Here is a 22,934-nt window from a genome sequence, read left to right as displayed (position 1 = left end):
ACGTCAATGCAGGGTATCGTTGCCGGCGGCCGGATCGCGCGCGCACTCGGCGTGCAGCAGCATTGCGCCCACCCGCACGAACTCGTGCACCTCGATCAGCGCGTCCTCGTCCTCGTCCTCGCTGCCGAAGTCGAGGCGGGAGGAGGCGATGGTGCCCAGGTCGCGCAGCACTTCCTGCGCCTCCTCGGACAGGCGCGCGTGCGATGCCGAGCCGGCCAGCCCGAAGCCGCCGAGAAAACCACGGCACCATTCCACCGTGGCTTCGGCGCGCTCGACCAGCGGACGGTCGTCCTCCGGCAGCATCGGCTCGAAGCCCAGTTCCGGGTCGGCAAGCTGGTCGGCGGCCTGGCGCGACAGGCGTTCCAGCAGGGCGGTGTCGGCGGCCGTGGGATTCGGCGCCTCGCCATCGAGGTGCAGCACCGCCAGCAGCGGATGGCGGCCCATGCGCCCGCCGCCGGCCAGGAAGCCGCTCAGCGAGCCGTGCAGTTCGCTGGGCGTGGCACCCAGTTTCAGGCGGTGCGTGAGGTCGTCCAGATCGTCGTATTCGACACGGGCGGCGGCCGTCATGGCGGGCTCCTTCAAAGGCAGGGCGGCAGTCTACCGCCTCGCCCCCCGAAGAGCGTCCCGGAGCGCAGTTTTGCGCCGGCCTGCTGATATAGTTTCGGCCCATGAGCACGCCGCCCGATCTCCAACAGGAACTCGCCGCGCTGAACCGCCAGGTCGATCAGCTGATCGAGACCGTGCGCCGCCTGTCCGAGGAAAACCGCAGCCTGCGCCATAGCCAGGAGCAGCTCGCCAACGAGCGCGCCGGCCTGATGGCGCGCAACGAACAGGCGCGCGGCCGGGTGGAAGCGATGATCCAGCGCCTCAAGGCCCTCGAGAGCAACAGCTGATATGAGCACCCCTGCCAGCGAACCGGTCGCGCTGCGGCTGATCGACCGCGAGTTCCTGATCGCCTGCGCGCCGGAAGAGCGCGAGGGCCTGCTGGAAGCGGCCAGCTACCTGGACCGCAAGATGCGCGAGCTGCGCGCCAACGCCAAGACGCCCGGCTTCGACCGCCTCGCGGTACTGGCGGCGATCAGCGTCACCCACGAGTTCCTCGCCCTGCGCAAGCAGCATTCCGGCGCCGACCAGAGCCTGACCGACGGCCTGGCCGCGCTGCGCCGCAAGCTCGAAGCGGCGCTGGAGCCGACGCCGCCGCGGGCCTGAACTGCGTCTGCCGCAAGGTGCCACGGCGCGGGCACGACGATAGCGTTGCTGATAAAATCCGGGACGGCGTTTTCTGCGGTGTGCGCCAGCACACTCTTACATTTGCCTTGTTCCTACATACGGCCCCGGGTCGGTTGCATTCAGGCTGTTGTGCATGTCCGCCGCGTGCGGAAAGCCTCGAAGCCTGGACAACCCTCCCACCTGATCCTCGTGGATCAAGGTCGTTCGGTGGGCAGCGGCATCGCGGTTGACGCCACCTTTTTCCACACCGGCCGACGCCCAGGCGCCGGCCGGTGTGTTGTCGGCAGCGCCCGTCGGCGCGCCCACCGGGAGACACGCGACCGTGGATGCCATCGCCCAGCGACGCGAGCTTCGCCAGCGCCTCAGCGAGCGGCGCAAGGCGCTCACTCCGCAGCAGCGCATCGCCGCCGCCCAGGGCCTGCGCCGCAGCCTTGAGCAGTTGCCCGAATACCACACCGATGCACGCGTGGCCGGCTACTGGGCGGTGAACGGCGAGTTGGCGCTGAACCTGGTGATTCCGCCCCTGCTCGCGCGCGGCCAGCAGTTCCTGCTGCCGCTGCTCGGCGCCGAGCGCCAGCTGCGCTTCGCCCCGTGGAGCGCCGGCGATGCGGTGGAGCCCAATCGCCACGGCATCCCCGAACCGGTGCATGTGACCGCGCCGCTGGCGCCGTTCCAGCTCGACCTGGTGCTGGTGCCGCTGCTGGCGTTCGACCGTCGCGGCCAGCGGCTGGGGCACGGCGGCGGCTACTACGACCGCAGCTTCGCCTTCCTCAACGAACAGGCGCGCCCCACCGAACCATTGCTGGTGGGCATCGCCTACGATTTCCAGGAAGTGGACGCGATCGAGCCCGCGCGCTGGGACGTGCCGCTGGATTTCGTCGCCACCGACCGCGAACTGATCGATTGCCACGCCGAACGCAGCCACGAGACGCCCGCATGAGCGCCGCCCGCAGCAAGCCCGCCCGCATCAGGTCCGCCCCTGTCAAGCATTGGCTGATGAAGTCCGAACCGGACACGTTCTCCATCGACGACCTGCGCACGCGCGGCATCGAGCCGTGGGACGGCGTGCGCAACTACCAGGCGCGCAACTTCATGCGCGACGGCATGCGCGTGGGCGACGGCGTGTTCTTCTACCACTCCAACTGCGCCGAACCGGGCATCGTCGGCCTGGCCAAGGTGGCCTCGGAGGCCTATCCCGATCCGAGCCAGTTCGACCCGAAGAGCGACTACTTCGACCCGGGCGCCAGCCGCGGCAACCCGCGCTGGATGCTGGTCGACGTGGCCTTCGTGCGCAAGCTCAAGCGCACCATCACGCTGAAGGAACTGCAGGCGCTGCCCGCGCTCGCCGACATGCCGCTGGTGCGCAAGGGCAATCGTCTGTCGGTGATGCCGGTGACCGCGGCCGAGTGGAAGACCATCCTCGACCTCGAATGACGCCGGCCGGCCCGGCGGCACGACTTTCCTCTCCCGTTCCGGAATTCCTTCCCATGAGCAACGAAAAGAAACTCGCCGGCGAAGCCGCCATCCGCTTTGTCGAGGACGGCGCCATCGTGGGCGTCGGCACCGGCTCGACGGTGGCCTACTTCATCGACGCGCTGGCCGATCTGCGCGAGCGCATCCGCGGTGCCGTGTCGAGCTCGGAGCAGTCGACCGCGCAGCTGAAGAAGCACGGCATCGAGGTGCTCGACCTCAACAGCAGCGGCCCGCTGGCGCTGTACGTGGACGGCGCCGACGAATGCGATCCGCACAAGCGCCTGATCAAGGGCGGCGGCGCCGCGCTGACGCGCGAGAAGATCATCGCCGAGGCCAGCGCGAAGTTCGTCTGCATCATCGATTCGAGCAAGCAGGTCGACGTGCTCGGCAAGTTCCCGCTGCCGATCGAGGTGATCCCGATGGCGCGCAGCCTGATCGGCCGCGAGATCGCCCGCCGCGGCGGCCATCCGGTGTGGCGCGACGGCGTGGTCACCGACAACGGCAACTGGATCATCGACGTGCACGGCTGGCAGATCACCGACCCGGTCGCGCTGGAGACCGATCTCAACCAGCTGCCCGGCATCGTCAGCGTGGGCCTGTTCGCCCGCCGTCCGGCCGACATCGTGCTGGTGGGCGATCGTCAGATCTGAGTGCCACCGCGGTCCTGCTGCAACCAACAAAAAAACCCGCCGAGAGGCGGGTTTTCTGTGCCGATCGCTACCGCCGACCGGCGTCTTGTTTGGCAGCCCCGGATGGATTCGAACCACCGAATGCCTGAGTCAGAGTCAGGTGCCTTACCACTTGGCGACGGGGCTATGAGACGTGAGTTTAGCGCTTGGAGAACTGGGTGGCACGACGGGCCTTGTGCAGACCGATCTTCTTGCGCTCGACCTCGCGGGCGTCGCGGGTCACGAAGCCGGCCTTGCGCAGCGGCTGCTTCAGCGTTTCGTCGTACTCGATCAGCGCGCGGGCAATGCCCAGACGGATCGCGCCGGCCTGGCCGGTGATGCCGCCACCGGCGACGGTGACCTTGATGTCGAACTTGTCGGTACTCTGGGTCAGTTCGAGCGGCTGGCGCACGATCATGCGCGAGGTCTCGCGGCCGAAGAACTGCTCGAGGGTCTTGCCGTTCACTTCGATCGCACCGCTACCCTTGCGCAGGAACACGCGGGCGGCGGAGGTCTTGCGGCGGCCGGTGCCGTAATTCTGCTGAATCGCCATGATGTTTGCTCTTGTTTAAAAGTCCGCACGGGGATGTGCGGGCTCTTGCGAGGGAATCGCGTTACAGCTCCAGCGCCTGCGGCTGCTGGGCGGTGTGCGGATGTTCGGCACCGCCGTAGACCTTGAGCTTGCGATACATCGCGCGGCCCAGCGGGTTCTTCGGCAACATGCCCTTCACGGCGATCTCGATCACGCGCTCGGGGTGGGTGGCCAGCAGATCGCGCAGGTTGGTGGTCTTGAGGTTGCCGACGTAACCCGTGAAACGGTGATACTTCTTGTCGTCCAGCTTGGCACCGGTGACGGCCACCTTCTGCGCATTGACCACGACGATGTAGTCGCCGGTGTCGACGTGCGGGGTGAATTCCGGCTTGTGCTTGCCGCGCAGGCGGCGCGCAATCTCGGTGGACAGACGACCGAGCGTCTTGTCCGTGGCGTCGATCACGAACCAGTCGCGCTTGACGCTTTCCGGCTTGGCGCTGAACGTTTTCATTTCGGAATACCTGTTGGCCGCCGTGAGGGCGGTGACGGAAATCGGGTCAAACAAAGGTGCGAGATGATAGCGGAGCTTTCATCCATCGCACAAGCCCACGGGTGGGCGAGCTGTGAGCCGGCAATGTTAGCACGGACAACGCGGCGCCTGAAAAGCCCTGCAACCGGGTGCAGCCCTGAAAACCGGGAAATCCGGGCCTGCGGCGTGCTGCCGGCTTGGCGTGGGCGCGCGCATGCCTTCCAATAGCGACCGCAGCACGCCTTCCCCCCGGAGACCGCCATGACCGTCCGCCAGCTCAGCCCACTCGACCGCCTGATCGCGGGCTTCGAACGCGCGCTGGAGACCGTGGCGGGCGATCCCGAAGCCGCCCGCCCCTCGCCGGCCAGCGGCCTGGACGAGGCCGACATGGATGCACGCGAACGTCGCCACGCCGCGGGACTGATGCGCATCAACCACACCGGCGAGGTCTGCGCGCAGGCGCTGTACGACGGCCAGGCCGCGCTGGCCCGCAACGAAGACACCCGTCGCCACCTGCAGCACGCCGCCGCCGAGGAGACCGACCACCTGGCCTGGTGCGCCGAGCGCCTGCGCGAACTCGACAGCCGGCCCAGCCTGCTCAATCCGCTGTGGTATGTCGGCAGCTACGCGATCGGCGCGGCGGCCGCGCTGGCCGGTGATCCGGTCAGCCTGGGCTTCGTGGTCGAAACCGAACGGCAGGTGGAGGCACACCTAGCCGAGCACCTGGAAACCCTGCCCGAGCAGGACCGGCGCTCGCGCGCGGTGCTGGCACAGATGCAGATTGACGAGGTCCGCCACGCGGACGAGGCGGCGGCCCGCGGCGGCATCAAGCTGCCCTTCCCCATCCCACCGCTGATGCAGCTGAGCTCGCTGGTGATGAAGAAGGTCGCCTATCGCGTGTAGGAGCGCACCCTGTGCGCGATGGCTCTTGGCTTTGATGTCGATCAGGAGCAAGAGCATCGCGCACAGGGTGCGCTCCTACAGGAAGGCCCGGAACCCGCCTTTCGGCGGGTTTTTCGTCACATCAGGTTGCGGCCGTGGAACAGCTCCTCGATCTCGCGTCGCAGCAGCGACTCGATGCGCTGGCGCTCCTTGAACGAGAGGTCGTCGGCATGCGCCTCAAACAGGTAGGTGTCCAGGTCGAAGTCCTTGATGTGCATCTTCGTGTGGAACATGTTCTCCTGGTACACGTTGACGTCGAACATCTCGTACTTCTGCCGGATGTGGCGCGCCAGGTAGTCCTGCACCGAGTTGATCTTGTGGTCGATGAAGTGCTTCTTGCCCTTCACGTCGCGGGTGAAGCCGCGCACGCGGTAGTCGGCGATCACGATGTCCGACTCGAAGCTGTCGATCAGGTAGTTCAGCGCCTTCAGCGGCGAGATTACGCCGCAGGTGGCCACGTCGATGTCCGCGCGGAAGGTGGCGATGCCGTTATGCGGATGCGTTTCCGGGTAGGTGTGGACGGTGATGTGGCTCTTGTCCATGTGCGCCACCACGGCACCGGAAATGGTGTCGCGGCCGAGCTTCTCCACCACCGGCTCCTCGGAGATGAGGATGGTGACCGAGGCGCCCTGCGGATCGTAGTCCTGGCGCGCGATGTTGAGGATGTTCGCGCCGATGATCTCGGCCACGTCGGTGAGGATCTGGGTCAGGCGGTCGGCGTCGTACTGCTCGTCGATGTATTCGATGTAGCGCTGGCGCTGCTCTTCGGATACCGCGTAGCAGATGTCGTAGATGTTGAAGCTCAGGGCCTTGGTCAGGTTGTTGAAGCCCTGCAGGCGCAGGCGGGGAAGTGGTTTCACCACGGCAACTCTCCATGGCCGTGTGGCGGCCAGCAGCAGAGGCGGGTTAGCGACAAGGGTCCCCGCGGGATGGTACGGCACGAAAAGACGAGCTTCCGCGACCCTTGTGACCGACGCGCGACACGTCATCGGTGCTGGAAGACCGCCAAGTATGGGGTAAAAAGGACCAAAACTGAAACTGCGCCCAGGGCGGCGGGTTTGCCATAATGCGGCGCCACAGGGGAAAAACGCTTACGCTCACGCAAGGCCGAGCCTGACCGGCCAACCGGGTCACCTTCATTCGGAAAACCATCGTGGCGCAACTCAAATACCAGCTGCAGCAAGCTTTCGAACGGTCCCAGGCTCCGCTGGGATTCGCCCCCGATCCGGCCTCGATGGAGCGCTTCCTGGCGCTGTGCCATCGCCGCCGCTACCCCGGCAAGACCGCGATCATCCGTCCGGGCGATCCAGCCAACACGCTCTACTACGTGGTCGACGGCTCGCTGGCCGTCTGCACCGAGGACGAGCAGGGACGCGAGCTGATCCTCGCCTACATCAGCCGCGGCCAGTTCATCGGCGAGATGGGCCTGTTCGTCGAGCAGTCCCAGCGCGAGTCGCTGGTGCGTACGCGCACCCCGTGCGAGATGGCCGAGATCAGCTACGAGCGGCTGTTCCAGCTGATGGAAGGCCAGCTGCGCGAGGAGTGCCCGAAGATCCTGTTCGCGATCGGCGCCCAGCTGACCAACCGCCTGCTGCGCACCTCGCGCCAGGTCAGCCGCATGGCGTTCATGGACGTCACCAACCGCATCTCGCGCACCCTGCTCGATCTGTGCCAGGAACCGGACGCGATGACCCACCCGGACGGTACCCAGATCCGCATCTCGCGCCAGGAAGTGAGCCGCATCGTCGGCTGCTCGCGCGAGATGGTCGGCCGCGTGCTCAAGCAGCTGGAGGAGCAGGGCATGATCCAGGTGTCCGGCAAGACCATCGTGGTGTTCGGCACGCGCTGATGCTCCGCCGCCTCCCGCAGGACGGGAGGCGCACCGGCCAGCCGCCGCAAGCACGAGCGGCGTTCACGCGCCCCGCTGATAGACCATGTAGACGTCCGCCCGCTCGTAGTGCGAGCCCGGGCGCACGCCCGGCTGCATCACGAAGCCCGCCTTCTCGTACATCCGCAGCGCGGTCGTGAGGCGGCTGTTGGACTCCAGGAACAGCGTATGCCCCTTGCGGCGGTGGAACTCCGCGATGCACGCATCGAGCAGGCGCCGGCCGGCGCCGAGCCCGCGGAAGGTCTCGTCCACGCCCATCTTGGTCAGCTCGAACACCCCGGGCGATTCCTGCAGCAGGGCGCAGGTACCGATCACCTGCTCGCCCAGGCGGGCAAAGAAGATCGCGCCGCCGGGCGCGAGGATGTGGCGCTCGGGGTCGCTCAGCACGACGCGGTAGCGCTAACGTATCTCGGGAAATCGCCGCGACTCAAGTGCCTCGTGGCGTTCAGGCGCCCCCCGCAGATCAGACGACGGGAAGCGCGGGACCGCGCCCCTCAGTACCAGGCCACGCGCTCCACCGGCCGCCCCAGGGCCTGCTCGACCCGCTTGCACAGCTTCGGCGTGCCGTTGACCAGCACGGGTTCGGCGGCGGCCTTGAGCATGGGCAGATCGTGCAGTGAGTCGCCATAGGCCCGCTGCCAGGCGGGCACGCCGTAGGCGGCCAGGGCCACGGTCTTGCCGGCACCGACGTTGTGATGGACCAGGCGCATGCCGAGCCAACCGGGCCTGAGCCGGGAAGCGACCAGTTCCACCCCGACCAGCCCGAGCTGCACCAGCAGGCTCTGCGCCAGCGTGTGCTCACAGCCGGTCACCACGATCACCCGATCGCCCTGGGCCTGATGGCGTCGCAGCGCGAGCAGCGCATCGCGCTGGAATTGGCGCGGGCGGCGCACCAGCCGCGATGCGAAATTCTGGGCCAGCTCACCGTAGCGTCGCTCGCCGATGCCGAGCAGCCCCACGTGCACCAGCGTGCGTACGCCCAGTCGCCAGGAAAACGGCCACACCAGTGCCAGCCAAGGCAGCGCCGGCAGCAACAGCAGCTTGCGGACCACGCCCGCGTAGCGCTCGCGCATGAAGCGGGCGAAGGTGTCGTCCACGGTGATCACGCCGTCCAGATCGAACAGCACCGTGCGCGGCCCGGCCACCGGTGCCGATGCGACCGGTTGCGGCACCGCCTGATCAGGCACCGGCATGGTCACCTCGCGCATGGCTCAGTCCGCGTCGAACAGGCGCTTGAGCTCGGTGCCCGGATCGACCGCGCGCATGAACGCCTCGCCGACCAGGAACGCGTGCACGCCCGCCTCGCGCAGCTCGCGCACGTGCTCGGGCGTGTGGATGCCCGACTCGGCCACCAGGATGCGGTCGTACTCCACCAGCGGCTGCAGCTCCAGCGTGGTTTCCAAGGTGGTCTCGAAGGTGCGCAGGTTGCGGTTGTTCACGCCGATCATCGGTACCGGCAGCGCCAGGGCGCGTTCGAGCTCCTCGGCGTCGTGCACCTCGCACAGCACGTCCAGGTCCAGCTCGGCGGCGAGCAGGGCGAGGTTCATCAGCTCGGCATCGCCCAGCGCGGCGACGATCAGCAGGATGCAATCGGCGCCGATCGCGCGCGCCTCGTACACCTGGTACGGGTCGATCACGAAGTCCTTGCGCAGGATCGGCAGCGAACAGGCCTCGCGCGCCTGGCGCAGGAACTCTTCGCTGCCCTGGAAGAAGTCCTTGTCGGTCAGCACCGAGAGGCAGGCCGCGCCGGCGGCCTCGTAACTGCGGGCGATCGCGCCCGGGTCGAAATCGGCGCGGATCACGCCCTTGCTCGGGCTGGCCTTCTTCACCTCGGCGATCACCGCGGGCAGGCTGGCGTCGATCTTCGCCTCCAGCGCCGCGGCGAAACCGCGCGTGGGCGGCATGTCGGCCACGCGCGCGGCCAGCTCGTCAAGCGGGACCTTGGTGCTGCGCTCGGCGATTTCTTCCGTCTTGCGGACGAGGATGCGGCTGAGGATGTCGGGCATGGTCGTGATGTCGTCGATGGCGCCGCGCAAGCGCGACAGTGCAGACGGGTACCGCCGCGCAGCAGGCGTCAGGCGGTATCGGCGAGGCGTCGGGTAGTGGAAACGAACTGCTGCAGTTTCGCATGGGCGGCGCCGCTGGCAATGCTGGCGCGCGCCAGCGTGATGCCGTCGTCGATGCTGTCCACCACGTCGGCGACATACAGCGCCGCGCCCGCGTTCAGGCAGACGATGTCATGCGCCACACCGCGCTTGCCATGGAGTGCCTCTTCCAGCATGGCGCGCGACTCGGCCACGCTCTCCACCCGCAGGTTGCGGCTGGAGGCCATGGCGAGGCCGAAATCCTCCGGCTCGATCTCGTACTCGCGCACCTGGCCGTGGCGCAGCTCGCCCACCAGGGTGGCCGCGCCCAGCGAAATCTCGTCCATGCCGTCGCGGCCCCACACCACCATCGCGTGGCGTGCGCCCAACTGCTGCAGCACGCGAATCTGGATGCCGACCAGGTCGGGGTGGAACACGCCCATCAGGATGTTCGGCGCATCGGCCGGGTTGGTCAGCGGCCCGAGGATGTTGAACAGGGTGCGCACGCCCATCTCCTTGCGCACCGGCGCCACCACCTTCATCGCCGGATGATGGTTGGGCGCGAACATGAAGCCGATCTCGGTCTGCGCCATGCACTGGGCCACCTGGTCGGGCTTCAGGTCGATCGAGGCGCCCAGCGCCTCCAGCACATCGGCGCTGCCGGACTTGGACGACACGCTGCGCCCGCCGTGCTTGGCCACACGCGCTCCGGCCGCCGCGGCGACGAACATCGAGGCGGTGGAGATGTTGAAGCTGGACGCGCCGTCGCCGCCGGTGCCGACGATGTCCACGAAGTGCTCGTGCGGCGGCGCCTCCACCCGGGCCGACAGCTCGCGCATCACGCGCGCCGCGCCGGTGATCTCGCCGATGGTCTCCTTCTTCACGCGCAGGCCGGTGATGATCGCCGCGGTCATCAGCGGGCTCACCTCGCCGCGCATGATCTGGCGCATCAGCGCGATCATCTCGTCGTGGAAGATCTCGCGGTGCTCGATCGTGCGCTGCAGCGCCTCCTGCGGCGTGATGTGGAGCTCGCGCGGCGTCATGCGGCGAGCTTCCGCGCCGGCAGGCCGAGGAAGTTCGCCAGCATGTCGTGGCCGTGCTGGGTGAGGATCGACTCCGGATGGAACTGCACGCCCTCGACCGGCAGCGTCCTGTGGCGCAGGCCCATGATCTCGTCGATCGAGCCATCCGCATGCTCGGTCCACGCGGTCACTTCCAGGCAATCGGGCAACGAACCCTGCTCGACCACCAGCGAGTGGTAGCGGGTCGCCTCGAACGGGTCGGGCAGCCCGGCAAACACGCCCTGCCCGCGGTGGCGCACCGGCGAGGTCTTGCCGTGCATGATCTGCTTGGCGCGGATCACCCTGCCGCCGAACGCCTGGCCGATCGCCTGGTGACCGAGGCACACACCGAACACCGGAATCTCGCCGGCCAGCCCGCGCAGCAACTCCAGCGAGACTCCGGCATCGTCCGGCGTGCCCGGTCCGGGCGAGATCATGATGTGCGAGGGCCTGAGCGCGCGGATGCCGGCCACGTCCAGCGCGTCGTTGCGCACCACGCGCACCTCCTGCCCCAGCTCGCCGAGATACTGCACGAGGTTGAAGGTGAAGCTGTCGTAGTTGTCGATCATCAGGAGCATGGGGCGACCCAAATAGAAGAAGTCAGCGCTTCAATTGTGCGGGACAACGCAGGCAGCCGCCACCGGGAGCGTTACTTCCATAGCTCGTCACCCGACGGCGTCGCGTTCAGCAGATCCCTGTGCTCGCGCCACCGTGGCATCCGGCTGTCGAGCAGCGCCATGAAACGATCGTTGTGCTGGCGCTCGATCAGGTGAATCAACTCGTGCAAGACGATTACCTGATGGGACTGCTGTGTATTGCACAAGGGCTGGTGCGTATCCGCCCGAGCTGGTGTGTATCTGCCCGCAAAACCGGGGCGGTGACAACGAGCCGGAAATCGGGGCTGCGGTGAGTGCGCCTCGTGACATGGCTCGGCCGCATGGGCACCGCCCTCTCAACGCTGCGCATCGATGACCTGCCGCATCTGCTCGATCTCGGCGCCGCGCAGGCCCAGCGCCCGGGCCCGTTGTTCCCAGCCGCTCACCGCCTGGCGCACCTCACGCGCAATCGCCTGGGCGGCCTTGGGCTTCAGACGATAGAACTCGGCGGTGGCCAGCAGTAGACCGGAATCGGGCGAGGGGTCGCTACCGTCGATACTCAGCACGTGCACGCCCTTGTCCGGGTTGGGGTTGACGTCGAACGCGGGCGAAAGCACCCAGCCGTTGCCGTCACGCAGGAAGCCGTGGTTGCGCAGGTGGTCGTCGCGATTGCCGATGAGGATGTTGAACAGCACGCGGCGGAACAACTGGGCGAGCTGGTCGGCGATGCGGGTGCTGGCGCCTTCGTGCTCGAGCACCTCGACCAGGTCCAGGTAGCTGGCGCCGTCGCTGTCCTGGCGCGCCAGCCGGGTCATGGCCGAGCTGTAGAGACGGCGCGAGGCGTCCGTGCGGTCGAACCGGCGCACGGCGAAGGTGTGGCCACGGCCGGACAGCTTGAGCGCCCGCGCCGGCGGCATGTCCACGCCGGCGTCCTGCGCCAGCTGCCAGGTGAGGTATTCCCAGTGGCCGACGTCGAGGCGATCGTCCACGGCGGGAAACTTGGCCAACCACAGGCTGCCATCGGTATCGCGGAAACTGGCCTTGGGGCGGGCGCCGCCCAGCGAGGCGCCCGGGGCGATGAGTTGCCGGATCCACGGGTCGACCAGCTCGTCGCCGTCGCGCTCCACCCGCTCCGCCGCGGCTTCCAGCTCACGCAGCGCGGTGACCGGCGGCGCGCTCAGCGCGCGTGTATCGACGTATTCGCCGCTGGCCGGATCGCGCAGGCGCAACGCGCCCATGCGCGATTCGTCGTTGACGCCGAGCAGGAAGTCCCAGCTGCGCAGGGTCCGCAGCGGGCGTTGCTGCTCGCGCGCCTCGATCGCCTCGCGCCGCTCCATCAGCAGCTTGCCCCAGCGATCCGGCGAGCAGTCCTGGAAGCTGCCCGACAGCTGGTCGGCGCCGGCATGGGCATACATGGCGCCGCTGGCGAGCGGCAGCTCGTGATCGAGCGCAAAGCCGGGCAAAGGCGCTGTCTGCTGCAGCCACTCGGGTGTGTACTCGAAGCGCACGGTGTCACCGGTCTTGCTGCTGTCGCGGGTCAGCGTGGCGACTTGGATCGGCGCGCCGAGGGCGGCGGCGTCCAGCCAGACCTCGACCGCGTTCATGCCGGCTTGCCCGGCGCTGTCGCCGCCCCGCGCGAAGCGCGGGACGGGCGCTTCAAGGCGTTGTCCTGCAGGCTGCGGCCCAGGGTGTCCTGCGCCGCCAGCAGGTCGATGTCCGCCCCCATGCCCAGCACGGTCAGCACGCGCAGCATGGTGGCGAGGCTGGTGGACGGGTCGCCGGCCTCCAGTTTGCCCAGCGTGGGCACGCTGATACCTACCCGCTCGGCGAGCATGGGCTGGGTCATCTTGCGGCGCAGGCGTGCCGCGCGCAGCCGCTTGCCAAGGGCAACGACCTGGCGGCGCGCTTGCGGGTGAGTGGGCGGGGTGCGCTTGGACATACAAATTAAATTACATTTCAACTGAGCGAAATGCAATTTTATTTATATAAACCATCGACGACCAGCGCCTTGATCTCGGCCTCGGCCAGCTCGCCGTATTTCGCGGTAGCGTTGCGCGTGAACCCACAGCAGACACGCGATCAGCGCCAGCGCGCCGGGCAACAACAAGGCGCCGAGGCCGCCGACGGCGAGCGTCGTGATGATCCTGGAGCGCATGGCCACTCTCTCCACAGACTGGAAATCTGCAGATCGGCGGATGCCGGGAGAACTGCAGGTTCAGCGCAGGCGATCCGGCGCCAGCATCGCTGCAGTGAGCCCGGCGTCCTGCAGATGCGCCGGCAGCGCGCGACCCAGCGCCAGGTTCGCGCAGGCCTCGCCCATCGCCGCCGAGGTCTGGATGCCGTAGCCGCCTTGCGCGGCGACCCAGAAGAAACCCGGCGCATCACTCGCGAAGCCACCGACTAGGTCGCCGTCGGCGACGAACGAGCGCAGCCCGGCCCAGGTGCGGGTGGGGCGGCGGATCTGCAGCGTGGTCGCCTGCTCGATGTGATGGATGCCCAGCGCGATGTCGAACTCTTCCGGCTGCACGTCGTGCGGATGGGTGGGATCGGCATTCGCCGCCGAGCCGAGCAGCTGACCCGCATCGGGTTTGAAATAGAAGGTTTCGTCGAGGTCGCAGACGAACGGCCAGTCGGCGGTGGCGAGGCCGGCTGGCGGCTCGAACACGAACGCCGAGCGCCGCTTGGGCACCAGCCCCAGCGGTGCCACGCCGGCCATCGCGGCGACCTGATCGGCCCAGGCACCGGCGGCATCCAGCAGCAGCGGCGCATGGAAGCGCCGCGCGCCGACGCTCACCGTCCAGCCGCTGCCGTCGCGCCCGATCGCCGCGATCGCCTGGTTTACGTGCAGCGCACCGCCGCGTGCCTTCAGGCCGCGCAGGAAGCCCTGGTGCAGCTCGTTGACGTCGATATCGGCGGCGCCCGGTTCGTGCAGGCCGATCGCCGCCGCTTCCGGGCGCAGCACCGGCACGTGATCGCGAACGTGCGAGCCGTCGTGCAACTCCAGGTCGGGGGTGTCGCGGCGCATGCTTTCGAACATCGCGCGCACCTGCTCCGCCTGATTGGCGCGGCCGATCACCGTGGCGCCGCGCGGGGTGAGGATCGGGTGCGCGGCGAAGTCCTGCGGCGGCGCGGCCAGGAACGGGCGCGTGGCGCGGGTCAGCGCGCGCACCTGCTCCGTGCCGTAGGTCTCGCTGAACAGCGCGGCCGAGCGGCCGGTGGAATGCATGCCGGCGTACGGCTCGCGCTCGAGCACGATCACCCGCGCATGCGGGGCGAGGAAATAGGCCACCGACGCGCCGGCCATGCCGGCGCCGATCACGATGGCATCGGCGTGTTCGATACTCATGCGCCCTCCTTCGCCGACTGCCGCGCCACCACGCTGGTCGCGGTGAGATCGCAGGTGACATTGCCCAGGGTGGCCAGCGTGTCCGGCAGCGTGTCCACCGCCAGCATCAGGCCGAGCGGCCCCACCGGTACGCCCATCGCCTGCGCCACCGGCAGGTTGGTGGCGATGAAGGTGACCTGTCCCGGCAGGCCCACCGAGCCGAGGCTGATCACCACCGCCAGCGCGGCGCCGGCGGCGAGCGCGGCGGGCGACAGGTCGATGCCATAGGCCCAGGCGATGAACGAGGCCGACACCACGTATTGCACCGGACTGGTCAGCCGGCACAGCGACACCGCCATCGGCAGCACCAGCGCGGTAACGCGCTCGGGATAGCCGAGTCGGCCGTTCGCGCTCTCCAGCATCGCCGGCAGCGAGGCCAGCGAGGACTGCGTGCTCAGCGCCACCGCCTGCGCCGGCACCAGCGCGGGCACGAAGCGCCGCCACGTCTCGCCACCCCAGCTCACCGCCACCACCAGCATCGCCAGCGTCACCGTGACGTAGAGCAGGCACTCGACCAGCACATAGATGCCCAGCGCGCCGAGCATGCTCAGCCCGGCGCGGGCGCACACCGCCAGGATCAGTGCGAACACGCCCAGCGGCGCCACCCACAGCACCCAGCGCACGATCACGATCATCGCGTCGGCGATGGACTGGAAGAACTCCACCAGCATCGCCCGTCGTTCCGGCTTGATCCGGGTGAGCGCGAAGCCGAGGAACAGCGCGAACACCACCAGCGGCAGCATCGCGCTCTGCGCGGCGGCGGCGATCGCATTGGTCGGCACGACCGAGGTGACGGCCTCGACCCAGCCGGTGGGCGCGGTGCGCGCGGACAGCGGCACGGTGGCGTGGCTCAACGCCTCGCTCAGCGCCGGGTTGTGCGGGAACAGCCGGAACAGCCACGGCGCCAGCAGCGCCGCGAGAAACGCCCCGCCGGTGAGCAGCACCAGGAACACCACGATCGCCCGCCGTGCCACGCGGCCGGACGCCGCCGCGTCACTGGCGGTGTTCACGCCCACCACCACCAGCGACAGCACCAGCGGCACCACGGTCATCTGCAGTGCCGCCAGCCACAGTCTGCCGGCTGGTTGGACCACGGCGGCCACCTGGCTCGCCAGCGCCGGATCGAACGCGGCCAGCCCCAGCCCGACCACGGCGCCGAGCGCCAGGCCCAGCAGCACGCGCACGGTCGGGCTCATCGGCCGACCTCCAGCGGCGGCAGCTGCCAGTCGTCGCGCACGGCGGCGTAGGCCTGTTTCGGCAGCAGCACGAACACCGGATGGTCTTCCGGCCGGAGCCAGCCGAGCAGGCTGCGCATGGACTCGGGCGTCATCGCCGTGCAGCCGGCGGTGCCGGTGGTCGGCGAGGCCCACAGGTGGCCGAAGATGCAGCTGCCGGCGCCGGGCTTGGCGCCCGGATTGCTGTCGATCACGAAGCCCATGCGGTAGCGCTGGTCGCCGTGCACGTGGATGTCGCGGCGCATCGGCTCGGAGGAGCCCTTCACCGCATCGGCACCCACCACCTGAGCGTCGACGATGCGGTTGTAGTAGCGCGCGCCGCTGACGTCCATGCACCAGTCGGTGGCACCGAGCGCGCGGTACGGCATCGCCGTGGCCAGCGTCTTCGCATAGCCGAACGCAGTGCCGATGCGGAACACGCCGGCCGGGCTGCGGTTGTCGCCTTCGCGCTTGACCGGGCCGTCGGCGCGCGGCGGCTGCAGGCCCAGTCCCCAGGCCGCGCCGCGTTTGCCGATCACCACCGGCCACGACGCGCCGACCGCGACCCACTGACCGCCCTCGCGGGCGAAGCGGCGCAGCGTGCCCTGGTCGGCGTCCCAGCCATCGATGGTCACCAGCACCATCTGCCGCGCACCCTGCCACGGCGGTGCGGCCGGTGCGGCGAGCACGTGGGCGGAAACGGTGACGATGGCGAGCGCGGCGACGCGCCGCAGGAAAGTGAGCGTGGGGATCATCGGGAGCCCTGCCTGCCGGAGCGGTTACGGTTCGAGGATGTGCTGGATGCGTTCCAGGTTGCCCAGCAGTTGCGTGCGGCGGTCGTCGTGGCCCTCGCACAGGCGCACGAAGATGCTGTCCAGCAGGTGCTGCGTCGCCGACTGGTACAGCAGCGACTGGATGTACGGCTGCTCGTCGTGCGCGGACACCACCAGCGCGATGTCGGCCAGCGTGCGCAGCGGGTTGGCGGTGTGCCGGGTCAGCGTCACCAGCTGGCCGCGCCGCTCGCGGAACTGCCGCGCGATCTTGCCCAGCGCGGCGTGCTGGCCGAACTCGGAGATCACCGCCAGCACGTCGCCGGCCTGCGCCGCCGCCACGTTGGAGACCATCCGCACCATGTCGAAACTGTGCACGGTGAGGATGCCCAGCGTCGCCAGGCGCAGCGCGAAGGCACGCACCAGCACGTCGTCGTCGCCCATGCCGAGCAGGAACACGCGGCCGCTGCGGCCGGCGCGGTCGATCGCCTCGGCCACCGCCTGGATCGCCTCCGGCGCGTTGATGACGCGGGTCTCTTCCTCGGCCGCGCACTTGCGCCGCCACAGCCGGTCGCCGAGCGCCAGGCTGGCGGCGCCCTGCGTGGGCGACACCGGCGCGGTCTCGCCGGGCGCGGCGCGGGCGATCGCCTCGCCGATCGAATACTTGAGGTCCGGGTAGCCCTTGAAGCCGAGCTTCTGGGTGAACTTGACCACGCTGGACTGGCTGATGCCCAGCGCATTGGCCAGTTGCTGCGAGGAGTAGTCACGCAGCAACTGCGCGTTCTCCACGATGAAGTCGGCAATGCGCCGCTCCACCGCCGACATCTGGTCGCGCTCCGAACGGATCTTCACCAGCGGTGACATGCTCACGCCCCTACTCCGACACGGGCTCCAGCCCCCGGATCTCGCGGATGCCCAGACCCGGGGCGTCGGTCACGGAGATCTCCGATTCGTTGAAGAGTACCCCGCCGTCGACCGGATTGAACTGGCTCAGCGAGGGGCCGTCGAGATCAACCTTGGTGATCACGTCGGCCTTGGCCACCGCCACGTGCACCGCGGCGGCCACGCTGATGGAGCTCTCCAGCATGCAGCCGATCATGCATTCCACCCCGTGCATGGCGGCAATGTCGGCGATGCGGATCGCGTTGGAGATGCCGCCGGTCTTCATCAGCTTGATGTTGATGATGTCGGCCGCGCGCAGGCGGATCAGCTCGATCACCTCCATCGGCCCGAACACGCTCTCGTCGGCCATCACCGGCGTGTGCACGCGCTCGGTGACGTAGCGCATGCCGGCCAGGTCGCGCGCCTTCACCGGCTGCTCGACCAGCTCCAGCTTGATGCCGGCGTCCTCCAGCGTCTGCAGCGCGTACACCGCCTGCTTGGCGGTCCAGCCCTGGTTGGCGTCCAGCCGCAGCAGCGCGCGGCCTTCCACCGCCGCATAGATCGCCTTGACCCGCTCGATGTCGACGCCGATGTCCTTGCCCACCTTGATCTTCAGCGACTCGAAGCCGCGCTCCACCGCGGCGATCGAGTCGGCCACCATCTTGTCGATGTAGTCCACGCTGATGGTGATGTCGGTGGTGATCACCGGATCGCCGCCGCCCAGCAACTGGTACAGCGGCGCGCTGTAGAGCTGGCCCCACAGGTCGTACAGGGCGATCTCCACCGCCGCCTTGGCCGAGGAGTTCTTCTCCATCGAACCCTGGATCAGCCCGGTCAGCCGGTTGAGGTCGGCGACCTCCTGGCCGATCAGCCGCGGCGAGATGTAGTGGCGGATCGCGTCGACGATCGAACCGTGCGTGTCGCCGGTGATCACCGCCGTGGCCGGCGCCTCGCCGTGGCCGACATGGCCGGTGTCGGTGTGCATCATCACCACGATGTCCTCGACCTGGCTCACCGTGCGCAACGCGGTCTTGAACGGGGTCTTCAGCGGCACCCGCAGCATGCCGAACTGGATGTCTGTGATCTTCATGGGTTCGCTGTCACTTGTCCTGGGTGCCTGGAGCCCGCGTGGGCGATGGGTCTTGGTGGCTGTGGCGGAAGAGCACGATGGATTCCCGCCTTCGCGGGAATGACGCCAGCTTGAGGATTCGCGTGTCTGGGTTCTTTACGGCTTTCCGGAGAAGCCGTAAGCGATGAAGGCCCGTAATCCCGCACCACCTGCGCGCCGTCATTCCCGCGAAAGCGGGAATCCATCGTGCTCTGGATGCGCACCCCCACCTCCATCCCCCTCAATGCCGGATGCGCACGATGCTGGTCATGTGGTCGATGAAGGTGGAGCCGTCCTTGCCGTAGAGCATCGGCAGCAGCGGCGTCACCGACACCGCGTTGAGCTTGACGTGGCGGGTGCTGCCGTCGCCCTGGCGGTAGCTCATGCTCAGCACGTCGTGGATCACCCACGGCTGGCCCTGCCACTGGCCGATCACCATCATCACGTGGCCGGGGATGTAGACCAGGTCGCCCACCTTCAGCGCCATGGCGGCCTTGAGCCGTTCGGCATGATCGTCCCGCGCGGTGAACGCGCGGTGATCCAGTGCCGGGCTGATCGCCTGCCGGCTGGTGTTGCGCGGCATCTGGACGCCCATCGAGCGATACACGTCCGAGACGAAGCCGGAGCAGTCGCGACCGTCGTACGCATGGCCCCAGCCGTAGCGCTCGCCGAGGAACTTGAACCCCTGGCGGATGATGTTCGCCTCGGTCAGCGGCAGGTAGTCGGGCGCGGTGTCCTGGTTGATCTGCACCAGCGCGGGGGCGAAGGCCAGCGTGCCGTCGTCGTTGCGAATCGGCAGCTCGAGCACGTGCGCGGCATACGGCGTCTGCCCGTTCACCGGCTGGTCCGGCGGCAGGCCGGTGGCCAGCGGCACGCGTTCGCCCATGTCCAGCTGCAGCTGCGATACCGCCGGCTGCTCGCGCGTGTAGACCGTGTGCACCGTGCCGCCGGTGACCACCCGCGCCGCGGTCCGTCCGGCGTAGCCGAAGACCTGGCTGGCGCTGCCGATCGCCACGTTCTCGCGATGCGTCCAGGCGGCATAGCGTGGGCTCACCACGAACAGCCAGCGGCCGTCGGCGCTGGTATGCGCCACCACCACCGGCGTGCCGGGGAACTCGGCGGTTTCCTGGAAACGGTCGATGTCGGTGCCGCCGGGATGGCTGAACACGCGCAGGTCGGTGGGCAGGCTGCGCAGCGCGGCGCGCTTCACCACCAGGCCATAGCGGGTCGGCTCGCTGGCCGGCACGGCATCGCGGTGGGCGTTGGCGACGATCGCCTTGATCGTCGCCTCCGCCACCGGCTGGCCGTCGACGTCGTACAGCGGCCGGGTCGGCGGCGTCGACACCGTGTCCAGCCAGGCGTCCACCCGCGCGCGATCCAGCGTGGCCGGCAGCTTGCGCAGGTCGTGCATCGAGGAGTCGTCGGCCAGCAGCTTCGCGTTCTGCGCGGCGATCCGCGCCGGCGTCAGCAGCACCGCATCGGGCTGCGGCCGCAGGCCGATCCAGAACTCCGGCGTCAGCTGCGCCGGGCCCACGCCCGGCACGCCCGAGGGCGGCACCGGCAGGTTTTGCGCGGCATGCAGGCCGGGCGACGCGGCCGCGCCAGCCAGCAGCAGGCCCAGGCACAGCGCACGGAACGATGAAATGGTCATGGTCGGATTCCCGTCGTGGAGGCCCGGCTCAGGGCATGGCCAGCGTCGACATCACCGACGCCACCAGCAGCCCGAACCCGGTACCGAGGATGTAGCCCAGCAGGGCGAGCAGGATGCCCACCGGCACCAGCGCGTGCGAATACGCCGCCGCCAGCACCGGAGTCGCCGCCACGCCGCCGATGTGCGCCAGCGAGGAGATGCCGCACAGGTACAGGTCGAAGTGGAAGATCCGCGCAAACCCCACCAGCAATACCGCATGCAGCATGATCACGGTGGCGCCGCACAGGATGTACAGCGGCGCCTCGCCCAGGCCGTGGAAGTTGCTCTGCGAGGCCAGCATCGCCACCACGAAGATCAGCATCGCACCGGAGATGCTGCCGGCCCCGGGAAAGCGCGCCACCGGCGTGTGCGCCACCGCCAGCCCGGCCAGGGTCGACAGCAGGATCGTCCAGGTGCCGGCACTGACCATCGCGGAAGTGGGCAACCAACCGCCAACCACCCGCGCCAGCGTCGTCGCCAGCAGCGCCGCGCCCAGCCACAGCAGCACGTTCTCCGGCACGGTCGGGCCGCCCGGCGCGACTTCCGCCACCACCAGCTCGCCGCTGGAGCGCGCGCGGGTCCAGCGGTTGAACGCCGGCGCCAGCCGCGCCACCGAGAACAGCACCACCACCCACATCGAATAGCAGACCGCATCGGTGAGCAGCGACATCGCCAGGTGCGGGTCGGACATGCCGATCGCCTGCTTCACGCCGATCATGTTGGCGGTGCCGCCGACCCAACTGCCCGACAGCGCCGCCAATGGCTGCCAGTCGTCGCCGCGCAGCCAGTGGCGGTAGATCAGGAAGGTGGCGATGAAGGCGATGAACAGGCTGACCGTGGTGCAGGCAAACACCGCCAGCACGCGCGGCCCGAGCCGGAAGATCGCGCGCAGGTCGCAGTTGATCATCAGCAGGAACAGCAGCGCCGGCACCAGGTTGCCGATCAGCAGCGACTGCGCCTGGTGGATCGCCGGCGTGACCTGCCATACCCCGGCGATCGCCATCGCGGTGATCGACAGGTAGACCATCACGATCGGCGGCAGCACGTCGAAGATGCGCCAGCCGGTGCGCCGCTCCAGCGCTGGAAAGAAGCCCGCCACCACCAGCATCAGGCCCAGGAAAGGCCATACCGTCTGGATCACCTGCACCCCCTTCGCGTGACCGCACCCGGCCCTCGTTTGGAATATCTCATTCCATAAAATTTCAATCGCAGCATAAATTATTGACGCTGTTTTGCAAGCGTGCTACACAACGGTTTCGCAAGTTCATGTCGGGGGAAGCACGCATGACGAAGGGCCGGCCGGCGCAGCACGAGCGCAACACCATCACGCATCGCCCCGCGCCTGTCGCCGTCATCGACGGGCGCCGATGCCTGCTCCCGCTGCTGTGCGCCGCCCTGCTCGTCGTTCCCGTGCTGTCGCCCGCCGCCACCACGCCGTCGTCGACACCGCTGCCGGCCATCATCGCGCAGATCGACGCCGGCCATTTCCAGGCGGCCGATGCGGCGATCGCCCGGGCGCTCGCCTTGTCCGATCTCAGCGCCGACCAGCGAGACGCGCTCGCCTTCCAGCGCGAGCGCATGCGCCGGCTGCGGCTGGATTTTTCGCTCGACGCCAGCCAGGTGCAGGCACGTGTGCGCAGGCAGATTCCCGACCTGACCACCGCCGAGTTCGACCGCTGGAACCGCCAGGGCCTGTTCGAGCAGCTCACCATCGACGGCCACACCTATTACTTCAACCGCTCGCCGGGCAACCTGTTCCGCATCAGCGCCGAGGCGCGCGCGCGCCGCGCCGTGCAGGCGCCGTTCGACGACGGTCCCAACGAGATCCTCAACGACCACCACCGCACCGTGCTGCGCGAGGCGCTCGCCAGCGGCCGCAGCGGGGTCGACCCGCACCGGGTCGAGGTGACCCAGACGCTCACCGTCGAGGCCGACGCCGTGCCGGCCGGCGAAACGGTGCGCGCATGGATTCCCTACCCGCGCGCCATCACGGGCCAGCAGGAGGACATCCGCCTCATCGAGAGCTCGCCCGCCGGCGCCCGCGTGGCGCCGGAGTCCACGCTCCAGCGCACGGCGTATCTGGAGAAGAAGGCGGTGGCGGGCAAGCCCACCGTGTTCGCCATCACCTACGACGTCACCGTGCTGGCGCAGTACCACGCGATCGACCCGGCCAAGGTCAGCGCCGAAACGATCACCCCGGCACTGGCGCCCTACGTCGCCGAGCGCCCGCCGCACATCGTGTTCACCGACGACCTGCGCGCGTTCTCGCGCAAGGTGGTGGGCGACGAGAAGGATCCCTACCGCATCGCGCAGAAGCTGTTCGCGGCGGTGGACCGGATTCCCTGGGCCGGCGCACGCGAGTACTCCACCATCAGCAACATCAGCGACTACACGCTGCACGCCGGCCACGGCGACTGCGGCGAACAGACGTTGCTGCTGATGACCCTGCTGCGCCTCAACGGCATTCCGACGCGCTGGCAATCGGGCTGGATCTTCTCCGACGGGCGCTACAACAACATCCACGACTGGGGCCAGCTCTACCTGCCGCCCTACGGCTGGGTGCCGATGGACGTGACCTTCGGCCAGCTGCAGCCCAGGCCGGGCGACGACCCGGCGCTGCGCTGGTTCTACCTCGGCGGGCTGGACGCCTACCGCATCGCCTTCAACGACGACTACAGCCAGCCCTTCGTGCCGGCCAAGACGTTCCCGCGCTCGGAGACGGTGGACTCCCAGCGCGGCGAGGTCGAGTGGAAGGGCGGCAACCTGTACTTCGACCAGTGGGACTACCACTTCGCCTGGAAGCGGCTGCCACTGCAGGGACGTTCCGACAACTAAACCGGCCGCGACCAAGGGCGGCCCGACAGCAGCAAGGGGAGATGGGG

The 22,934-nt window shown here is 68.6% G+C and carries 27 protein-coding genes, 1 tRNA gene and 1 other RNA gene; 9 read left to right on the top strand and 20 right to left on the bottom strand.

Features of this window, described 5'->3' with window-relative positions; translation table 11 throughout:
* Positions 1-3 precede the first annotated feature (3 nt).
* Complete coding sequence (locus ACO2Q2_RS07775) at positions 4-567, bottom strand: UPF0149 family protein (RefSeq protein WP_423255190.1); 564 nt, start codon at positions 565-567, stop codon at positions 4-6.
* A 101-nt stretch (positions 568-668) separates the two neighbouring features.
* Here ACO2Q2_RS07775 and ACO2Q2_RS07770 point away from each other — a divergent pair, with 101 nt between their 5' ends.
* From ACO2Q2_RS07770 to rpiA, 6 genes are all read left to right on the top strand, one after another.
* Positions 669-893, top strand: a complete 225-nt coding sequence (locus ACO2Q2_RS07770) for a TIGR02449 family protein (RefSeq protein ID WP_423255189.1) — start codon at positions 669-671, stop codon at positions 891-893.
* A gap of 1 nt (position 894) precedes the next feature.
* Complete coding sequence (locus ACO2Q2_RS07765; protein ID WP_423255188.1) at positions 895-1,209, top strand: cell division protein ZapA; 315 nt, start codon at positions 895-897, stop codon at positions 1,207-1,209.
* A gap of 67 nt (positions 1,210-1,276) precedes the next feature.
* Positions 1,277-1,463: non-coding RNA, 6S RNA (gene ssrS / locus ACO2Q2_RS07760), on the top strand.
* An 89-nt stretch (positions 1,464-1,552) separates the two neighbouring features.
* A complete protein-coding gene (locus tag ACO2Q2_RS07755; protein ID WP_423255187.1) occupies positions 1,553-2,170 on the top strand; it encodes a 5-formyltetrahydrofolate cyclo-ligase in 618 nt (205 codons plus the stop codon).
* Positions 2,167-2,664: an EVE domain-containing protein gene (locus ACO2Q2_RS07750; RefSeq protein ID WP_423255186.1), complete on the top strand. Its 498-nt coding sequence runs from the start codon at positions 2,167-2,169 to the stop codon at positions 2,662-2,664. The genes ACO2Q2_RS07755 and ACO2Q2_RS07750 overlap by 4 nt, the downstream gene beginning before the upstream one ends.
* A 53-nt stretch (positions 2,665-2,717) precedes the next feature.
* Positions 2,718-3,353 (top strand): ribose-5-phosphate isomerase RpiA, encoded by a 636-nt coding sequence (gene rpiA, locus ACO2Q2_RS07745; RefSeq protein WP_423255185.1) that lies wholly within the window; start codon positions 2,718-2,720, stop codon positions 3,351-3,353.
* 90 nt (positions 3,354-3,443) lie between these two features.
* Here rpiA and ACO2Q2_RS07740 read toward each other — a convergent pair.
* The 3 genes from ACO2Q2_RS07740 to rplM form a co-directional block, all read right to left on the bottom strand.
* Positions 3,444-3,518: transfer RNA gene (locus ACO2Q2_RS07740), tRNA-Gln, on the bottom strand.
* Positions 3,519-3,531: 13 nt separating this feature from the next.
* Positions 3,532-3,924 (bottom strand): 30S ribosomal protein S9, encoded by a 393-nt coding sequence (rpsI, locus tag ACO2Q2_RS07735; protein ID WP_423255184.1) that lies wholly within the window; start codon positions 3,922-3,924, stop codon positions 3,532-3,534.
* A 61-nt stretch (positions 3,925-3,985) separates the two neighbouring features.
* A complete protein-coding gene (rplM, locus tag ACO2Q2_RS07730) occupies positions 3,986-4,414 on the bottom strand; it encodes a 50S ribosomal protein L13 (protein ID WP_324894724.1) in 429 nt (142 codons plus the stop codon).
* A gap of 279 nt (positions 4,415-4,693) precedes the next feature.
* Here rplM and coq7 point away from each other — a divergent pair, with 279 nt between their 5' ends.
* Positions 4,694-5,335 (top strand): 2-polyprenyl-3-methyl-6-methoxy-1,4-benzoquinone monooxygenase, encoded by a 642-nt coding sequence (coq7, locus tag ACO2Q2_RS07725; RefSeq protein ID WP_423255183.1) that lies wholly within the window; start codon positions 4,694-4,696, stop codon positions 5,333-5,335.
* 116 nt (positions 5,336-5,451) lie between these two features.
* On the opposite strand, the gene speD is transcribed toward coq7, so the two are convergent.
* Entirely contained in the window at positions 5,452-6,237 is a 786-nt protein-coding gene (gene speD, locus ACO2Q2_RS07720; RefSeq protein WP_049622792.1) for an adenosylmethionine decarboxylase, read from the bottom strand.
* A 290-nt stretch (positions 6,238-6,527) separates the two neighbouring features.
* Between speD and crp the strand changes: the two genes are divergently transcribed.
* Positions 6,528-7,223, top strand: coding sequence for a cAMP-activated global transcriptional regulator CRP (gene crp, locus ACO2Q2_RS07715; protein ID WP_423255182.1), 696 nt, complete (start codon positions 6,528-6,530; stop codon positions 7,221-7,223).
* A gap of 63 nt (positions 7,224-7,286) precedes the next feature.
* On the opposite strand, the gene ACO2Q2_RS07710 is transcribed toward crp, so the two are convergent.
* The 15 genes from ACO2Q2_RS07710 to ACO2Q2_RS07640 all read right to left on the bottom strand — a co-directional run bounded on the left by ACO2Q2_RS07710 (position 7,287) and on the right by ACO2Q2_RS07640 (position 21,193).
* Positions 7,287-7,649, bottom strand: coding sequence for a GNAT family N-acetyltransferase (locus tag ACO2Q2_RS07710; protein ID WP_423255181.1), 363 nt, complete (start codon positions 7,647-7,649; stop codon positions 7,287-7,289).
* A 107-nt stretch (positions 7,650-7,756) separates the two neighbouring features.
* Positions 7,757-8,470 carry a haloacid dehalogenase-like hydrolase gene (locus ACO2Q2_RS07705; protein ID WP_423255180.1) on the bottom strand — a complete coding sequence of 238 codons (714 nt, stop codon included), beginning with the start codon at positions 8,468-8,470 and terminating at the stop codon, positions 7,757-7,759.
* Positions 8,471-8,473: 3 nt separating this feature from the next.
* Positions 8,474-9,268, bottom strand: a complete 795-nt coding sequence (gene trpC / locus ACO2Q2_RS07700) for an indole-3-glycerol phosphate synthase TrpC (RefSeq protein ID WP_423255179.1) — start codon at positions 9,266-9,268, stop codon at positions 8,474-8,476.
* A 68-nt stretch (positions 9,269-9,336) separates the two neighbouring features.
* Positions 9,337-10,389 carry an anthranilate phosphoribosyltransferase gene (trpD, locus tag ACO2Q2_RS07695; protein WP_423255178.1) on the bottom strand — a complete coding sequence of 351 codons (1,053 nt, stop codon included), beginning with the start codon at positions 10,387-10,389 and terminating at the stop codon, positions 9,337-9,339.
* Entirely contained in the window at positions 10,386-10,985 is a 600-nt protein-coding gene (locus tag ACO2Q2_RS07690; protein ID WP_423255177.1) for an anthranilate synthase component II, read from the bottom strand. The genes trpD and ACO2Q2_RS07690 overlap by 4 nt, the downstream gene beginning before the upstream one ends.
* 71 nt (positions 10,986-11,056) lie before the next feature.
* Complete coding sequence (locus ACO2Q2_RS07685; RefSeq protein WP_423255176.1) at positions 11,057-11,194, bottom strand: YgjP-like metallopeptidase domain-containing protein; 138 nt, start codon at positions 11,192-11,194, stop codon at positions 11,057-11,059.
* A gap of 165 nt (positions 11,195-11,359) precedes the next feature.
* A complete protein-coding gene (locus ACO2Q2_RS07680; RefSeq protein WP_423255175.1) occupies positions 11,360-12,607 on the bottom strand; it encodes a type II toxin-antitoxin system HipA family toxin in 1,248 nt (415 codons plus the stop codon).
* Complete coding sequence (locus ACO2Q2_RS07675; RefSeq protein ID WP_423255174.1) at positions 12,604-12,942, bottom strand: helix-turn-helix transcriptional regulator; 339 nt, start codon at positions 12,940-12,942, stop codon at positions 12,604-12,606. The genes ACO2Q2_RS07680 and ACO2Q2_RS07675 overlap by 4 nt, the downstream gene beginning before the upstream one ends.
* Before the next feature lie 276 nt (positions 12,943-13,218).
* Positions 13,219-14,349, bottom strand: coding sequence for an NAD(P)/FAD-dependent oxidoreductase (locus ACO2Q2_RS07670; RefSeq protein WP_423255173.1), 1,131 nt, complete (start codon positions 14,347-14,349; stop codon positions 13,219-13,221).
* Positions 14,346-15,584 carry a dicarboxylate/amino acid:cation symporter gene (locus ACO2Q2_RS07665; protein WP_423255172.1) on the bottom strand — a complete coding sequence of 413 codons (1,239 nt, stop codon included), beginning with the start codon at positions 15,582-15,584 and terminating at the stop codon, positions 14,346-14,348. The genes ACO2Q2_RS07670 and ACO2Q2_RS07665 overlap by 4 nt, the downstream gene beginning before the upstream one ends.
* Positions 15,581-16,357 (bottom strand): L,D-transpeptidase family protein, encoded by a 777-nt coding sequence (locus ACO2Q2_RS07660; RefSeq protein WP_423255171.1) that lies wholly within the window; start codon positions 16,355-16,357, stop codon positions 15,581-15,583. Before ACO2Q2_RS07660 ends, ACO2Q2_RS07665 begins: the two co-directional genes overlap by 4 nt.
* Before the next feature lie 24 nt (positions 16,358-16,381).
* Complete coding sequence (locus tag ACO2Q2_RS07655) at positions 16,382-17,236, bottom strand: MurR/RpiR family transcriptional regulator (protein ID WP_423255278.1); 855 nt, start codon at positions 17,234-17,236, stop codon at positions 16,382-16,384.
* A gap of 10 nt (positions 17,237-17,246) precedes the next feature.
* Positions 17,247-18,344 carry a dipeptide epimerase gene (locus ACO2Q2_RS07650; RefSeq protein WP_423255170.1) on the bottom strand — a complete coding sequence of 366 codons (1,098 nt, stop codon included), beginning with the start codon at positions 18,342-18,344 and terminating at the stop codon, positions 17,247-17,249.
* Between the two features lie 259 nt (positions 18,345-18,603).
* Positions 18,604-20,013 carry an SH3 domain-containing protein gene (locus tag ACO2Q2_RS07645; protein ID WP_423255169.1) on the bottom strand — a complete coding sequence of 470 codons (1,410 nt, stop codon included), beginning with the start codon at positions 20,011-20,013 and terminating at the stop codon, positions 18,604-18,606.
* 28 nt (positions 20,014-20,041) lie between these two features.
* Positions 20,042-21,193, bottom strand: a complete 1,152-nt coding sequence (locus ACO2Q2_RS07640) for a DUF819 domain-containing protein (protein WP_423255168.1) — start codon at positions 21,191-21,193, stop codon at positions 20,042-20,044.
* 143 nt (positions 21,194-21,336) lie between these two features.
* On the opposite strand from ACO2Q2_RS07640, the gene ACO2Q2_RS07635 reads away from it, so the two are divergent.
* Positions 21,337-22,887 carry a transglutaminase-like domain-containing protein gene (locus tag ACO2Q2_RS07635; protein ID WP_423255167.1) on the top strand — a complete coding sequence of 517 codons (1,551 nt, stop codon included), beginning with the start codon at positions 21,337-21,339 and terminating at the stop codon, positions 22,885-22,887.
* Positions 22,888-22,934: the final 47 nt, after the last annotated feature.

The sequence above is a fragment of the Dyella sp. KRB-257 genome, from assembly GCF_049445995.1.
Lineage (GTDB): Bacteria > Pseudomonadota > Gammaproteobacteria > Xanthomonadales > Rhodanobacteraceae > Dyella_A.
Note: the sequence above shows the minus strand (reverse complement) of the source record. Positions and strands in the feature narration are given on the sequence as shown.

Bases quoted from the DNA above. Each gene is read 5' to 3' on its own strand.
- trpD (WP_423255178.1), bottom strand. From the start codon at position 10,389: ATGACGCCGCGCGAGCTCCACATCACGCCGCAGGAGGCGCTGCAGCGC.
- rpsI (WP_423255184.1), bottom strand. From the start codon at position 3,924: ATGGCGATTCAGCAGAATTACGGCACCGGCCGCCGCAAGACCTCCGCC.
- ACO2Q2_RS07645 (WP_423255169.1), bottom strand. From the start codon at position 20,013: ATGACCATTTCATCGTTCCGTGCGCTGTGCCTGGGCCTGCTGCTGGCT.
- ACO2Q2_RS07665 (WP_423255172.1), bottom strand. From the start codon at position 15,584: ATGAGCCCGACCGTGCGCGTGCTGCTGGGCCTGGCGCTCGGCGCCGTG.
- ACO2Q2_RS07670 (WP_423255173.1), bottom strand. From the start codon at position 14,349: ATGAGTATCGAACACGCCGATGCCATCGTGATCGGCGCCGGCATGGCC.
- ACO2Q2_RS07690 (WP_423255177.1), bottom strand. From the start codon at position 10,985: ATGCTCCTGATGATCGACAACTACGACAGCTTCACCTTCAACCTCGTG.
- ACO2Q2_RS07635 (WP_423255167.1), top strand. From the start codon at position 21,337: ATGACGAAGGGCCGGCCGGCGCAGCACGAGCGCAACACCATCACGCAT.
- rplM (WP_324894724.1), bottom strand. From the start codon at position 4,414: ATGAAAACGTTCAGCGCCAAGCCGGAAAGCGTCAAGCGCGACTGGTTC.
- ACO2Q2_RS07765 (WP_423255188.1), top strand. From the start codon at position 895: ATGAGCACCCCTGCCAGCGAACCGGTCGCGCTGCGGCTGATCGACCGC.
- trpC (WP_423255179.1), bottom strand. From the start codon at position 9,268: ATGCCCGACATCCTCAGCCGCATCCTCGTCCGCAAGACGGAAGAAATC.
- ACO2Q2_RS07750 (WP_423255186.1), top strand. From the start codon at position 2,167: ATGAGCGCCGCCCGCAGCAAGCCCGCCCGCATCAGGTCCGCCCCTGTC.
- ACO2Q2_RS07660 (WP_423255171.1), bottom strand. From the start codon at position 16,357: ATGATCCCCACGCTCACTTTCCTGCGGCGCGTCGCCGCGCTCGCCATC.
- coq7 (WP_423255183.1), top strand. From the start codon at position 4,694: ATGACCGTCCGCCAGCTCAGCCCACTCGACCGCCTGATCGCGGGCTTC.
- ACO2Q2_RS07675 (WP_423255174.1), bottom strand. From the start codon at position 12,942: ATGTCCAAGCGCACCCCGCCCACTCACCCGCAAGCGCGCCGCCAGGTC.
- ACO2Q2_RS07655 (WP_423255278.1), bottom strand. From the start codon at position 17,236: ATGTCACCGCTGGTGAAGATCCGTTCGGAGCGCGACCAGATGTCGGCG.
- ACO2Q2_RS07770 (WP_423255189.1), top strand. From the start codon at position 669: ATGAGCACGCCGCCCGATCTCCAACAGGAACTCGCCGCGCTGAACCGC.
- ACO2Q2_RS07775 (WP_423255190.1), bottom strand. From the start codon at position 567: ATGACGGCCGCCGCCCGTGTCGAATACGACGATCTGGACGACCTCACG.
- ACO2Q2_RS07650 (WP_423255170.1), bottom strand. From the start codon at position 18,344: ATGAAGATCACAGACATCCAGTTCGGCATGCTGCGGGTGCCGCTGAAG.
- rpiA (WP_423255185.1), top strand. From the start codon at position 2,718: ATGAGCAACGAAAAGAAACTCGCCGGCGAAGCCGCCATCCGCTTTGTC.
- ACO2Q2_RS07705 (WP_423255180.1), bottom strand. From the start codon at position 8,470: ATGCGCGAGGTGACCATGCCGGTGCCTGATCAGGCGGTGCCGCAACCG.
- ACO2Q2_RS07680 (WP_423255175.1), bottom strand. From the start codon at position 12,607: ATGAACGCGGTCGAGGTCTGGCTGGACGCCGCCGCCCTCGGCGCGCCG.